A 13,062-nucleotide genomic window follows, 5' to 3' on the forward strand; every position below is an offset into this window, starting at 1 on the left:
CTCTAATTTCTTCCAACATATAGTGATAGTTTTGAATGTTTTTTGTTTCACACATGATAGTATTTAAAATCTCTATATAAAGGTTTATTGTTTTATGGGTGCGCAAAATAAAGAGGAGGGCGCATCAAAATTTATCTAATGGGAAAAATTGTGAATAAAGACTGGGTATCATTTGAATATTCCGTTTATTTTGATAATATATAAATATAGGTAATAAATAAGGGGGATTTTTAAAATGAACGAATTAAATGTAAAGGAATTTTACAAAAAACAATTTGAATTACTAAATTATGATATAAATACAGAAAGCTGGCTAGAGCAGGTTGCTATAGAAGTACAAGAACAAGTTGGTCATCCATTTCAAACGATGTTAGAACTCGGTGCAGGAAATGGTGGATTTGCTAGAGCGATGTCAAAGTTAAGCGTAACAATGACGACTGTAGAACTTGTATCAGAATTAGTTGAATTTGCAAAGGGGCATTCTAGCAAAGATATTACGATTCATCATGGTGATTTCTATCAAATTGATATTCAAGAAGAATTTGATGTAGTCAGCTATTTAGACGGTTTTGGTGTAGGAACAGATGAAGAACAAATGTTTCTATTAAACAGGATTAAAAAATGGATGAAAGATGATGGTTGTGCATTAATTGATATTTATCAACCGTTGTATTGGAAAGAAGTGAATGGGAGAGAAATGCCACTTGGTTCAGCGATGCGAAAGTATGAGTATGACAGTATAAATGAAAGAATGCTAGATCATTGGTGGAATCCTAATTATCCAAATGATATTGTGACACAGTCTTTACGTTGCTATACAGTGGAAGAGATTAGCAATCTATGTGATGAAGCAAATTTAAATATTGTAGCAATTTTCCCAGGCGGCGCATTTGATTTTGAGAAATCGCGATATAAAGAGAAAGCTTCTTTACATAAGTGCTTATCGTATCGTATAAAAGTAAAAAAGAAATAAGGAAAAGGTAGGGCTTATCCCTCATACACATTAAGCTAAGTTTATGTGAGGGGAATTTCAAATTTGTAGAATCTAATAAACAAATACGACGAAAATAGTTGGTTTACATTTTTGGTTGAGTGCTTCTGTACTCATAGAAATATCTGTGTTAGCTTCTAATCGACTGAAAAGTTGAGTTAATAAAGTATGAGCTATGTTTTGGCTTAACCAAACACATAGGTCTACTAGTTCTTGTGAACTATATTCACTTGTTTGTTAAACGAATCAGATCTTTCTAACTAATCACTCCAAAGTATTAGGTGGCATATATCATTGTAATTCTTTAGAAACTAATACTAGTTCATTAAAAATCGATAAATTCATATTAAAAACGCTATCCTTTTTGTATATTTCTATAAAAAGAATAGCGTTTTTTTCGTTATATGGATACGATTTTACATTATCTTGATGATAGTAATAGGGCGAGAATCAATTATGTTTAAGCAATAATAAAATGACACAATTGACAAAATATGCACCAGTGTTATAATGATACATTATTATCAAGGTACCAAAATATTATTTTTAACGGTAAGGATGTGTAATTATGAAACAAAATACTGAACAAATAAATGAAAAAAATACAAAAACTAAAGTTGAACGTGTGCAGACTGGAATTAGGATGGAAAAAAGAATGGTAAAAGTTTTGAAAGCGATGGCAGAATATCATGATATTTCGCTAGGCGTTCTTCTTGAAAGAATCGTTCTACATTCTTTTGAAAATAAACCTGTGTTTAGCGATGAAAGTCTGGAAAAAGTTAAAGCTATAAAAGAAGTTTACGATATGGATTATGGGCTAGAAATAAGTCGTCAGTGGAATGATTCGGATAACTAGAATGATTATTTTCAAATACAGTACCATCTAGATTTTTTGTAAGCAATCTATGAAGTGAAGAAACTAAATAAAATTATCAGGAGCGATATTAAATGAAATTCAGTAAGTTTACAATATTTGACAATTACCCCGATCAATTATCTCGAACTCCTAAACAATTCTATAATGAGGTATTGGAGCAAGCTGTTCGGGCTGAAGAAATGAATTTTGATGGAGTATGGTTTGCAGAACATCATTTCTCAGATTTTGGTATTAATCCTTCTCCAGCAGTTTTGCTCGCTGCGGTATCTCAAAGGACGAATAGAATTCGCCTTGGTGTGGGTGTTTCAGTACTGCCATTACACAACCCTATACGAGTTGCTGAAGATTATGCGATGGTTGATCTTTTATCAAACGGAAGATTAGACTTGGGGCTAGGTAGTGGATATGCACAGAAGGAATTTGATGGTTATAATATTTCATTGGAGGACAAAACTGAGCGTTTTAACGAGTCTCTAGAAGTGCTACGTAAGGCATGGTCAGGCAAGATTTTTTCTCATCAAGGGAACTTTTTTCAATACAAAGACCTTAGGCTTAATGTTCAGCCAACACAAGCTCCGTTTCCGCCTCATTGGATTGCAACCTCTAGTGAAAAAAGTGTTAATCATGTTGCTAGTATGGGAAACAATTTCATGGGGCTTGGGTTTAGTAAATCACGAGATGAATTAGCAAAGCTGATTGATACTTACAAGAATACGTATCTAAAGTCAGGATACGGTAATCCAGAAGAGTTGGAAATCCCTATTGCATTTCATGTTCATGTTGGTGAAACATATGCAGATGCTGAATCAAATGCAAAAGGCCCTTATCAACTATTTATGAATACTCCGCGTGGGACGAATATTTCATATGAAGACCTTAAACATAAATTCAATCCAGTAATAGGAAGTCCTGATGAAGTTATTAAACAAATTCAGTCCTACAGTGAAATAGGTGTTACGAATTTTATGGCAGTAATGAATTTTGGTGGATTAGAACATCATAAAGTGCTTTCATCTTTAGATTTATTTGGTAAGTATGTAATTCCTGTATGTAAGTGAAAAATTGATTGGTCCCCAAAACAAAAAAATGAATGTAATTCTCATAAATAAATATAGAGAAAAAATTTGTTTTGAGGATATTTCAAAATCTCAGCTTGATGGGGATGGGCTTATCACTATCTTTTCTTTATTTCGGAAAATTCTCACTTAAACTATTGACTTTATGATTGTGTTTTTTATAAAATTATATTTCGACTGAAAAAATTGGAACGGACAGGAGGGAATCATCAAAATGAGCAACATATTTGAAGAAGAGTTACAAACAATGAAAGATACTTTATGTACGATGGATGATCAATTAGAACAGCTTGAAAAAATCCCGGTGTATTATGGAGAAGATTTTAAAGAGCAAATTCTTGAAAGTATGAGGGAGTCTAATAGACAAAACTTACGTATTGGTGTACAAGAACCTTACTTTGGAAGACTAGACTTTCAAGAGGATGGAAAAGAAGCAGTTATGCCGATTTACATCGGTAAAGTCGGTGTTTCAGATAAAGACACGATGAAACCAATTGTAATTGATTGGAGAGCACCTGTCGCAAGCATGTTTTATTCATTTACCGGTGGAGAAGAATTAGCATTTTATCAATCACCAGACGGATTAGTAGAAGGCGATGTTTATTTAAAACGAAACATTTCCATTCGAAAGAGAGAATTAGAACGTGTTGTTGATACATATGTGAAAGGAAATGAAGATGTCTCGCATGCTGATGATTTTCTTCTATATCGATTAGGCGAGAATAAAGACAATAAATTGAAAGATATCGTTTCGACTATACAATCGGAGCAAAATGATATTATTCGTGCGGAAAGAAACTTACCATTATTAATTCAAGGGGTTGCAGGGAGCGGAAAAACAACAATCGCTTTACATCGCCTTGCTTTTTTAATTTATGAATATCGTGAACAACTAGAAGCGGAGAGAATGATTGTATTCGCTCCAAACAGTTTGTTTTTAGACTATATTTCGAGTGTACTTCCTGAACTAGGGGTAGGTAATATTAGTCAAACAACGTTTCCGGATTGGGCATTACGTACGTTAGATGATTCGGTGAAACTGAAGCAGACAGAAGAAAAATTGAAAGAAGCATTTTCGATTAATCGTGATGAAAACAAGGTTATGCTTGGTAAATTAAAGGGTACGCTGGAATTCAAGTCGTTTATTGAAGAAAGAATGGCTCAATTTGAAAAAGATTTAATGCCGACAAAAGATTTTGAAGCATGGGATAAAGCAGTTATTCCAGTGGAAGACGTTAAAAAATGGATGCAAGTTGAATATAAACATTATCCATTAAAGAAAAGAAGAGAACGTTTAGTCGGCCGAATGAAGCGCTGGATTGAAATTGAACTTAAAAAGTTTGGAGAAACAAACGAGAAAAAGTTACTAAAAAAAGAAGCGACAAAGAGATTGAACACATATATGAATTTTTGGCCGAAAATGAGCCCGCTGTCACTATATAGTTCGATGATGAAGAGTAAAGAAATACTCGAAGTATTACCTGAAGAACTTGTTCAAGAAACAGAAAAGAATTGCCGTAAAAAAGAAGTATATATAGAAGATTTACCAGCTTTAATTTATATACATCATCGTATAACGGGTATTGAAATCGGACAGAAGTTTCATCACGTCGTTATTGATGAAGCGCAAGATTTTTCACCATTCCAAGTTTATGTATTAAAAGAAATTACACTAGGTAATTCTTTCACCATATTAGGTGATTTATCTCAAGCGATTTATGATTATCAAGGAATTGAAGACTGGAATGCCTTTAAGGAAGTATTCCAAGAAACTGGTTATTATGAACTGACGAGAAGTTATCGTTCTACAAAAGAAATTATTGAATTTGCAAATGAAATAATTAAAAATGCGGAAATACCAGTAGGACTCGCAACACCAGTTTTCCGTAGCGGTGAAGATGTGAAAGTGATCCATGCAGAAGATCAATTCACTGAAATTGTGAAGACGTTAAAACATCTACAAAATGAAGATGTGAAAACAATTGCGGTAATAGGAAGAACAGACGATGAATGCCGTGATATGTATGAGAAATTAACAAATGCAGGACTAAAAGTGAACGTGATCGAAGCGGATCAAAGTAAATATGAAGGTGGCATTTCAGTGGTACCTGTCTATTTAGCGAAAGGTTTAGAATTTGACGCTGTACTGATAATCGATGTGGATGAAGAACATTATAAAAATACAAAACATGATGCGAAGTTACTATATGTCGGATGTACGAGATCACTTCATGATTTATGGATTTTCCATAGTGGGGAAGCATCGCCTTTAATAAAGGGATTAAAATAAAAAATTCAAGAGGTTTTTCTAGTAATGAACAGAAAAACCTCTTGTTTTTCTATATAAAGATATGGGGGAGAAAATGGGTATGATTACAAAAGTAATAACAAAAAGAAATTTGGAAGCCGCAAAAACAATTGGAGAAATTAATGAAGCCTCACTTAAAGAAGAGGGATTTATTCATTGTTCATTTTTGGGGCAAGCTTTAAAAGTTGCCCAAAAACATTTCAATCACGAAGAAGATGTTTTATTCCTTACAATTGATCCATCCCTAGTAAAAGCAGAAATAAAATATGAACTTGCTTCTAACGGTCAAGAATATCCGCATGTATATGGAGTAATCAATGTTGAGTCGATTGTAGATGTTGTCCCATTCCTTAAAGAAAAAGGAGAATTTATATTACCCGAGGTACATAGTTGAAAGTATTATTGGTATTTAAGTTTGCTAGAAAAGCACAAATCATATAGTTTGTGCTTTTTATTATCCGTTTTTTGTCACACAGATACTGTACGATACATAGTATAAAACATATACTGTATGACATATAGTAATAAAAATGAGGTGGGTGAATGGATACTTTATTAAATTCGTTAATTACTGAGTTAAGAAGAGGGACATTGACATTAGCTGTTTTAAGCCAATTAAGAACACCGCAGTATGGATATTCACTTGTCCAATTATTGGAGCAATCAGGGATCACAATTGATCAAAGTACTTTATATCCACTACTTCGCCGATTAGAAAAGCAGGAACTAGTGACGAGTAGTTGGGATAAAACGGAGAGTAGACCTCGTAAGTATTATGTTTTAAGTGAATATGGATTAGAGATTTTTTTGCAATTGAAAAAAGAATGGATAAAAGATTCAAAAGAACTTTATAACTTATTAAAGGAGGAGGACGAGAATGAATTTAATTGAGGTTTACATTCAGGAAGTTGCGAAGAGAATACCTGAGAAAAACCGTGATGATATTGTACTTGAGTTACGTTCGACAATCGAGGATATGTTACCCGATGATTATAAAGAAGACGATGTAAAGAGAGTTCTTGAAAAATTAGGGAGTCCAGTTGCATTGGCTAATGGGTACTTGGATAGACCAATGCATTTAATTGGACCGCGCTATTTTGATGTGTATATGATGTTATTAAAAATGATTATACCGATTGCAGCTGTGATTGCACTTATTTCAATGGTTGCAGAAAATATTATAGGCTATAGTGGTGATCAGGCGGTATTATATGTTATTTTAAAATTGATGGGGAAAGGCATAGGGGAAATAATCGAAGTAGGACTCCATGTATTTTTCTGGTTGACACTTGTGTTTTTTATTTTAGAGAGAACTGATAATGTAAAAGACCCACAGCCATTAACAACACGTTTTAAAAAATGGACTCCGGATGATTTGAAAAGTACTCCGTATATCCCGAAGAAAAAGAAGATTTCTAAGTTCGAAGTATTTGGAGGCTTAATGTGGACGGCAATATGGGCAACATTTTATTTTTATGCGAATCATCTCGTTGGCGTATATCATGGCACGGCAAATGGATTGAAGTTCGTCGCGCCAACGTTTAATCAAGATGTTTTACTTCAGTATTGGCCAATCGTTGTAATTATGATTGCTTTTGAAATAGGTATATCTCTTTATAAGTTAGTGCAGGGACAATGGACGAAAAGATTGGCAATTGGGAATGCAATTCTTCAAATAACTGGAACAATAGTATTCATTGTAATTGTAGTAAATCCGCATTTATTTAACGAAGGGTTTATTACGTATGTAGCAAATGTGTTTACTATTTCTCCAGAGGAATTTAAAACGCGGTTAATTGTTGGAGGGGTAATTATTTTCATATTATCCGCGGTACTAAATATTATTGATGGTTTTCGAAAAGCTAGAGTTCGTTCAGATAAATAAATCTAAAATTTTAATCAAAAACGCTCATTTTAGAAAGTTAAAGAGAAAAATTACTTTGAAAGGAAGAAAACAATGATAAGGGTAGCAACGAAAAAAGATTTAACATTTATTTTAAATATTTATAATGATGCGATACTTAATACAACAGCTGTATATGCATATAAACCTGTAACCCTTGAAAATAGAATAGATTGGTATGAACAAAAACAGGCTGACGGGTATCCAATTTTAGTATACGAACTAGATAATAAAGTAGTAGGATTTGCGACATTCGGCCCATTTAGAGCATGGCCTGCCTATAAATATTCAATTGAACATTCTGTGTATGTTAATAAAGAATATAGAAAAAATGGAATTGGAACTTCTTTAATGAAAGCATTGATCGCAATTGCAAAAGAAAGAGAATACATGACTTTAATTGCTGGGATTGATGCAGAAAATGAAAAAAGCATTGCTATGCATAAAAACTTCGGCTTTGTTTATTCGGGGACAATAAGCAAAGCTGGTTATAAGTTTAATAGATGGTTAGATTTAGCTTTTTATCAATTGGGGCTTAATGGCCCTGTAAAACCTATCGAAGAATAGATGTATTCGTTATGCGTCGTAATAAATATTTTTAAAAGGTAGTATGAAAAAATTTCATGCTACCTTTTCTTATTGAATGCATGAATAGCATTTAACAAAAAAGGATTTTTATATTCTATATCGAATTTTGAAAAGATGATAAAACGATATAAAAAGAGGAATGAATATGCAGACTGTCATTGAAAAAATTAAAGAAATACAATCAGATCAAATTGGATTAGTTGTTTACTCTACAAAGTATGAAAACATAGTTGCTTCCTATAATAGTGAACTTTATGTTCCATTAGCATCAGCAGCAAAAGTGGCAATTGGATTTGCAGTAGCAAAGATGGTAAAGGATAAACAAATTAGTTGGAATGCTATACTTCATCATATTAAGTTTAATCCAAATGAGGATAGTGCGCAGTTATATCCTCACTTACAAGGAAGAAATACATTAACACTTAGAAAAGCGGTTGAAGTGATGATAGCATGCCATGATAGCTATATTGCTCAGTCAATTGTTATGCACTGCGGAGGATGGGATACTGTCAGAGAATATGTTTCAACGTACTTTACAAAGATTCATATACAGGAAAACCATAGAGATGAACAAAATGTTGGAGAGTTAAATCAAGTATATTCACTTTTAGTACATATTTTTCAAAGTTATAAATCAGAACCAGAATTATGGGAACCTATTATTAATGGAATGGTAAGACAACAAGGTGATTATGAAGGTATACCGTATTATCATTTAGCTCATATGACAGGTGGATTGACCACAGCTACAATAAATATTGGTATAATGGGAATGTTTAATGAAGTTCCATTTCTTTATGTAATTGGAGGCAAAGATTTACCTGATCGATTTAATAATAAAATGGTAGATGAAACAATTACAGAAGCTTTGAAGTGCTTGTACAAAGAATATAAAAAAGTATCGCGGGGGTGAATGATTGAAAAGAAACTTAAAAACTTCAACGATTATTATTTTAATTTTAACAATTATTGCTCTTGAAGTTGGAATCGCACTATACGATCACAATTTATCATTAGATACAATTTACTTTGCAGCGATTCTAATTTGTATTGTATTGCTTTTTGGCACACGTGTTTCTGTAGAGAAAGAAAATACATCGAAACAGAGACGAAGAAAAACAGCTCTTATATTTTGGCCATCTATTTTATTATCAATCGTTAGTTTTGCAGTTATAAGTTATATAAGAACGGGCTATGTCTCTGTACCAGGAATAATTGGTTTTTCATGCTTTGTTACATATGGTGGATTTGTATTCATTAGTATTTTAAAGAGAAGAAATAAAAATTAAATGTAGCTTACTAAGGTGAAAGGAAGAAATATATATGAAACGTATAGAGAACGGTTCACGCACTGAAGGAGAATACATTAAAAATAAATTAATTCAATATAACATGTCTATTTTAACAGATGAAGTAAAACAGCCGATGGAACAAGTAAGCCTCGTTGTGAAAGATGAGGAAGGGAAAATCTTTGGCGGGGTAACAGGAACGATGTATTTTTATCATCTACATGTAGATTTTTTATGGGTTGATGAATCAGTTCGTCATGATGGGTATGGAAGTCAATTGCTACATAAAATCGAAGAAATTGCGAAGGAAAAAGGGTGTAGGTTAATATTACTAGACTCATTTAGTTTCCAAGCACCAGATTTTTATAAAAAGCATGGTTATCGAGAGTTTGGGGTCGTTGAAGATCATCCTAAAGGATATAGTCAACATTTTTTAGAAAAAAGACTTTAATATAATTATATTATGTTTACTAGGGGGATAGGAAATGTACACATATAAATTTCAACACGAACACCCTATCTGTGCAGAACAAATAAAAAATCTTTACGATTCTGTAGGTTGGTGGCCAGAAAGAAAAGAAGTCGATATTGAAAAAATGTTAAAGAATAGTATAGCAATTGGAGTATGGGAAGAAAATGAATTAATTGGATTTGCTAGAGTTGTTTCTGATGGTGTTTTTCGAGCGTACATAGAAGATGTTGTCGTATATGAAAGTGTAAGAAATAAAGGCATTGGAGAGAAGATGCTTACTACGTTACTTCGAGAAATATCTCATATTGATATTGTTAGTCTATTTTGCGGAGAGAAACTAATAAAGTTTTATGGTGAACAGCAATTTCAAGCGACGAAGCAAATTGTGATGCATCGTAATCAAATAGTAAAAGAATAAGAGGTGTCAATTTTTATGAATGCAACAAGAGCATATTGTTTATCGAAAAGAAAAGCGACAGAAGATTCTCCAGATGGTTGGAATGCAACTTGTATGAGGCTCAATAATAAAATATTTGCGATAGTGAACCATGAAGAGGGTGAAAAAGCTGCAATCACATTAAAATGTGATCCGGAACTCGCATTAAGAATAAGAGAAGATTATCCAGATACAATAATTCCGGGTTATCATATGAATAAAAAACATTGGAATACAGTGTACATACATAAGGATGTAGAACAAGAACAAATTAATAAGATGATAGATTGGTCTTATGATTTAGTACTGCAATCATTTTCAAAGAAAAAACAGCAAGAGTTATTGGATTAATTAATAAGTATTAGGAGGAGAAATTAATGATAGATTCCACAAAGGATACTTATAATAAATTGGCTAGCACGTATAAAGAAAATCTTGATACGGTAAATCCATATAACAGTTATTATGAGAGACCAGCAATGATGGAAATCATCCCGAAGCAAATGCAAGGGATGAAGGTTTTAGATGCTGGTTGCGCAGCTGGTTGGTATTCTTCTCAATTCGTAAACCGAGGTGCAGAAGTTACGGCTATTGATGTAAGTCCAGAAATGGTGAAAACAGCAAGGGAATGTGTAGGTGAAAACGCAACGTTTCTTTGTCATGATCTTGAAGAAACATTACCATTTGAAGATGATACTTTTGATATCATCGTAAGTTCGCTTACTCTTCATTACTTGCAAAATTGGAGTGATGTATTTCAAGAGTTTCATCGCGTTCTTAAACCAGGTGGTTTATTTGTGTATTCAGTTCATCATCCGTTTATGGATTTTACAAAGTTTCCGTGTGAAGATTATTTTAAAACGCAGTTACTAGTAGATACTTGGCGTAAACCAAATATTACAATTGAAGTGAGTTTCTTTAGAAGATCACTTCAAAATATTATAAATGAAACAACGAATAATTTTGTATTAGAAGAGGTAGTCGAGCCGAAACCGATTGGAAAGATGAAAGAAGTAGATAAGAAGTCATATCATTATTTAAACGCTAACCCGCATTTCCTTATTATAAAAGCGAAGAATACAAAGTGAAACCGTTTAAATAGCTTGTAAAATTGTTATATTTTACAAGCTGTTTTTAGTTTAAGATTAATAAAGGAAAGTATAAACTAGGAGAATTTATAATGATTAATAAACGAAACAGAATACTATACGCTATCTTTATTATAATCGTAATTGTTTTAGGCCTTAGTTCAAGAAAATTTGCATATGCTTTACCGGATATATTAAATGCTTATTTAGGTGATGCGTTATGGGCATTAATGATTTTTACGGGATTTGGCTTTTTATTTCCTAAAATAGAAACGAAGATATTAGCTATTATTAGTTTGATATTTTGCTACGGGATTGAAATTAGCCAATTGTACCATGCAGAATGGATTGATAGCATTCGGGCAACGACATTAGGTGGACTCGTATTAGGTTACGGATTTTTGTGGAGTGACTTAGTGGCTTATACAATTGGTATTGGGGTAGGAATGCTTTGTGAGTTTATGTTACGCGAGAAATAAGAGATTTTAAAAAGGGGATGTGTATATGGAGCATGCACTGGAAATTGCAAAGTTTTGGTTTCATGATGAACATGTTACGGCTACTGTAATTCAATCCAAAGTCACAAAGGTTACGTGTAATAATAAAGCGTATATTTTAAAGGAGAAGGGATCGATAAAGCAGCTTCTAGTTGAACTAAACGTATTAGAACAGCTTGATGAAAAAGGAATTAGAGTACAAAAATTAGTGAAAACGAAAAATGATGAAAGGTACGTATTTTATAAAGAGAAGTATTATTGTTTGTATGAATATGTTGCCGGAAGTGTGCTAGAAATAAAAGATACAGAAAAGCTGAAAGAGCTAGGAAGCACAATTGGAGAGGAATTGGCCAATCTACATCAGGCTCTTAATTCAGTAGGGAATGTAAGTGAGTTAATAAAAAGGGATTTGTATAAAGTGTTATACGAGTGGGCTATGCCGATTTTAGAAAAGAATGAGCAGGTTCAGCGTGATGTAATTCAACAAATGAATAACTTACATAAAAAATTCAAAGAAAAAGTTCAATTATTACCGAAACAAATCATTCATCGCGATATGCACTTATCAAATGTTATCTTTCAAGACAATGAATTTCAAGGATTTATCGATTTTGAACTTTTGGAAGAAAATGTAAGATTGTTTGATCTAAGTTATTGTTTTACCAGTGTATTAAGTGAGCTATATATGGATGAAACATTAAGAAGGAACTGGTTACAAATCGTTAGAACTATTTTTGAAGGATATAATAAGCAAAATGCATTAACAAGAGAGGAAGTACAGACTATTTGGTACGTCATGCTTTCTATTCAAATTATCTTTATTACTTATTTTGTCCAGTCAGTTGATTTACTAAAGTTGAATGAAGAGATGTTCTTATGGATTTTTGCGAATAAAGAAGAAATTGAAGAAGTTATAGCAAGTATCGTACTTATATAAATAAAGTAGAAAATTTATTGATAAGTACGATATGAAAAAGGAGCCATTTATGAAAAAAATAATATTGATTGGTTCTGGTGGTTCAGGAAAATCCACATTAGCAAAACAGTTAGGAAATAAATTAAACATAAACGTACATCATCTGGATGCGTTATTTTGGAAGCCGAATTGGGTAGGTGTTCCGAGAGACGAACAAAGAACCGTTCAAAATGACTTGATTAAAGAAGAAAAGTGGATAATTGATGGGAATTATGGCGGGACAATGGACATAAGAATTAACGCAGCTGATACAATCATCTTTCTTGATATTCATAGAACGATATGTGTTTATCGTGCTTTTAAAAGAATTGTACAATATCGGAATAAAACTAGACCAGATATGGGCGCAGGATGTGAAGAAAGGTTTGACTTGCAATTTTTTAAATGGATATGGGAATATCCTAAGATGAAAAGACCTGCAATTTTAAAAAGTCTAAATCAATTAAGTCAGGATAAAGAAGTTATTATTTTAAAATCTCCAAATGAAGTTCAGCGATTTTTAAAGGAAGTGCGGCAACTATAAATTTATGCACTAAAATAATTAATTTTGTTCCATTATAA

17 protein-coding genes and 1 pseudogene are annotated in these 13,062 nt (G+C 32.7%); 17 read left to right on the top strand and 1 reads right to left on the bottom strand.

The window, feature by feature from the left end:
• Positions 1-235: 235 nt before the first annotated feature.
• Positions 236-973 carry a class I SAM-dependent methyltransferase gene (locus tag BAU28_RS17580; protein ID WP_071719342.1) on the top strand — a complete coding sequence of 246 codons (738 nt, stop codon included), beginning with the start codon at positions 236-238 and terminating at the stop codon, positions 971-973.
• A 108-nt stretch (positions 974-1,081) separates the two neighbouring features.
• Here the strand turns inward: BAU28_RS17580 and BAU28_RS30985 are convergent.
• Positions 1,082-1,279: pseudogene (locus BAU28_RS30985) on the bottom strand (IS4 family transposase); the annotation flags it as partial.
• A gap of 280 nt (positions 1,280-1,559) precedes the next feature.
• Here BAU28_RS30985 and BAU28_RS17585 point away from each other — a divergent pair.
• The 16 genes from BAU28_RS17585 (at position 1,560) to BAU28_RS17660 (ending at position 13,024) form a co-directional block, all read left to right on the top strand.
• Positions 1,560-1,847: a hypothetical protein gene (locus BAU28_RS17585; protein ID WP_071719343.1), complete on the top strand. Its 288-nt coding sequence runs from the start codon at positions 1,560-1,562 to the stop codon at positions 1,845-1,847.
• 92 nt (positions 1,848-1,939) lie between these two features.
• Complete coding sequence (locus tag BAU28_RS17590; protein ID WP_071719344.1) at positions 1,940-2,926, top strand: LLM class flavin-dependent oxidoreductase; 987 nt, start codon at positions 1,940-1,942, stop codon at positions 2,924-2,926.
• Positions 2,927-3,158: 232 nt separating this feature from the next.
• The gene (locus tag BAU28_RS17595; RefSeq protein ID WP_071719345.1) at positions 3,159-5,234 is read left to right on the top strand and encodes a HelD family protein; all 2,076 of its coding nucleotides are present in this window, start codon (positions 3,159-3,161) and stop codon (positions 5,232-5,234) included.
• Positions 5,235-5,313: 79 nt separating this feature from the next.
• Entirely contained in the window at positions 5,314-5,646 is a 333-nt protein-coding gene (locus BAU28_RS17600; protein ID WP_071719569.1) for a DUF952 domain-containing protein, read from the top strand.
• A 149-nt stretch (positions 5,647-5,795) separates the two neighbouring features.
• On the top strand, positions 5,796-6,143 hold the full coding sequence (locus BAU28_RS17605; protein WP_071719346.1) for a PadR family transcriptional regulator: 348 nt from the start codon (positions 5,796-5,798) through the stop codon (positions 6,141-6,143).
• A complete protein-coding gene (locus tag BAU28_RS17610; protein WP_071719347.1) occupies positions 6,130-7,137 on the top strand; it encodes an HAAS signaling domain-containing protein in 1,008 nt (335 codons plus the stop codon). The genes BAU28_RS17605 and BAU28_RS17610 overlap by 14 nt, the downstream gene beginning before the upstream one ends.
• Before the next feature lie 72 nt (positions 7,138-7,209).
• On the top strand, positions 7,210-7,722 hold the full coding sequence (locus BAU28_RS17615; RefSeq protein WP_071719348.1) for a GNAT family N-acetyltransferase: 513 nt from the start codon (positions 7,210-7,212) through the stop codon (positions 7,720-7,722).
• A gap of 166 nt (positions 7,723-7,888) precedes the next feature.
• Complete coding sequence (locus BAU28_RS17620; protein ID WP_071719349.1) at positions 7,889-8,656, top strand: serine hydrolase; 768 nt, start codon at positions 7,889-7,891, stop codon at positions 8,654-8,656.
• 4 nt (positions 8,657-8,660) lie between these two features.
• Entirely contained in the window at positions 8,661-9,032 is a 372-nt protein-coding gene (locus BAU28_RS17625) for a hypothetical protein (RefSeq protein ID WP_071719350.1), read from the top strand.
• 34 nt (positions 9,033-9,066) lie between these two features.
• Positions 9,067-9,483: a GNAT family N-acetyltransferase gene (locus tag BAU28_RS17630; protein WP_071719351.1), complete on the top strand. Its 417-nt coding sequence runs from the start codon at positions 9,067-9,069 to the stop codon at positions 9,481-9,483.
• A 34-nt stretch (positions 9,484-9,517) separates the two neighbouring features.
• Positions 9,518-9,922, top strand: coding sequence for a GNAT family N-acetyltransferase (locus BAU28_RS17635; protein WP_071719352.1), 405 nt, complete (start codon positions 9,518-9,520; stop codon positions 9,920-9,922).
• 15 nt (positions 9,923-9,937) lie between these two features.
• Positions 9,938-10,291, top strand: coding sequence for an MmcQ/YjbR family DNA-binding protein (locus BAU28_RS17640; RefSeq protein ID WP_048370968.1), 354 nt, complete (start codon positions 9,938-9,940; stop codon positions 10,289-10,291).
• A gap of 26 nt (positions 10,292-10,317) precedes the next feature.
• On the top strand, positions 10,318-11,028 hold the full coding sequence (locus BAU28_RS17645; protein ID WP_071719353.1) for a class I SAM-dependent methyltransferase: 711 nt from the start codon (positions 10,318-10,320) through the stop codon (positions 11,026-11,028).
• A gap of 92 nt (positions 11,029-11,120) precedes the next feature.
• Entirely contained in the window at positions 11,121-11,507 is a 387-nt protein-coding gene (locus tag BAU28_RS17650) for a ribosomal maturation YjgA family protein (protein WP_071719354.1), read from the top strand.
• A 25-nt stretch (positions 11,508-11,532) separates the two neighbouring features.
• Positions 11,533-12,462 carry a phosphotransferase enzyme family protein gene (locus BAU28_RS17655; RefSeq protein WP_071719355.1) on the top strand — a complete coding sequence of 310 codons (930 nt, stop codon included), beginning with the start codon at positions 11,533-11,535 and terminating at the stop codon, positions 12,460-12,462.
• A 49-nt stretch (positions 12,463-12,511) separates the two neighbouring features.
• Positions 12,512-13,024, top strand: coding sequence for a DNA topology modulation protein (locus BAU28_RS17660; protein WP_048370960.1), 513 nt, complete (start codon positions 12,512-12,514; stop codon positions 13,022-13,024).
• Positions 13,025-13,062 lie beyond the last annotated feature (38 nt).

This window comes from Bacillus paramycoides (assembly GCF_001884235.1).
Taxonomy (GTDB): domain Bacteria; phylum Bacillota; class Bacilli; order Bacillales; family Bacillaceae_G; genus Bacillus_A; species Bacillus_A paramycoides.

What these genes read in the sequence shown, in the direction of transcription:
- BAU28_RS17590 (WP_071719344.1), top strand. Translation starts at nt 1,940, where the DNA reads ATGAAATTCAGTAAGTTTACAATATTTGACAATTACCCCGATCAATTA.
- BAU28_RS17660 (WP_048370960.1), top strand. Translation starts at nt 12,512, where the DNA reads ATGAAAAAAATAATATTGATTGGTTCTGGTGGTTCAGGAAAATCCACA.
- BAU28_RS17600 (WP_071719569.1), top strand. Translation starts at nt 5,314, where the DNA reads ATGATTACAAAAGTAATAACAAAAAGAAATTTGGAAGCCGCAAAAACA.
- BAU28_RS17605 (WP_071719346.1), top strand. Translation starts at nt 5,796, where the DNA reads ATGGATACTTTATTAAATTCGTTAATTACTGAGTTAAGAAGAGGGACA.
- BAU28_RS17645 (WP_071719353.1), top strand. Translation starts at nt 10,318, where the DNA reads ATGATAGATTCCACAAAGGATACTTATAATAAATTGGCTAGCACGTAT.
- BAU28_RS17655 (WP_071719355.1), top strand. Translation starts at nt 11,533, where the DNA reads ATGGAGCATGCACTGGAAATTGCAAAGTTTTGGTTTCATGATGAACAT.
- BAU28_RS17650 (WP_071719354.1), top strand. Translation starts at nt 11,121, where the DNA reads ATGATTAATAAACGAAACAGAATACTATACGCTATCTTTATTATAATC.
- BAU28_RS17615 (WP_071719348.1), top strand. Translation starts at nt 7,210, where the DNA reads ATGATAAGGGTAGCAACGAAAAAAGATTTAACATTTATTTTAAATATT.
- BAU28_RS17595 (WP_071719345.1), top strand. Translation starts at nt 3,159, where the DNA reads ATGAGCAACATATTTGAAGAAGAGTTACAAACAATGAAAGATACTTTA.
- BAU28_RS17585 (WP_071719343.1), top strand. Translation starts at nt 1,560, where the DNA reads ATGAAACAAAATACTGAACAAATAAATGAAAAAAATACAAAAACTAAA.
- BAU28_RS17610 (WP_071719347.1), top strand. Translation starts at nt 6,130, where the DNA reads ATGAATTTAATTGAGGTTTACATTCAGGAAGTTGCGAAGAGAATACCT.
- BAU28_RS17620 (WP_071719349.1), top strand. Translation starts at nt 7,889, where the DNA reads ATGCAGACTGTCATTGAAAAAATTAAAGAAATACAATCAGATCAAATT.
- BAU28_RS17640 (WP_048370968.1), top strand. Translation starts at nt 9,938, where the DNA reads ATGAATGCAACAAGAGCATATTGTTTATCGAAAAGAAAAGCGACAGAA.
- BAU28_RS17580 (WP_071719342.1), top strand. Translation starts at nt 236, where the DNA reads ATGAACGAATTAAATGTAAAGGAATTTTACAAAAAACAATTTGAATTA.
- BAU28_RS17630 (WP_071719351.1), top strand. Translation starts at nt 9,067, where the DNA reads ATGAAACGTATAGAGAACGGTTCACGCACTGAAGGAGAATACATTAAA.
- BAU28_RS17635 (WP_071719352.1), top strand. Translation starts at nt 9,518, where the DNA reads ATGTACACATATAAATTTCAACACGAACACCCTATCTGTGCAGAACAA.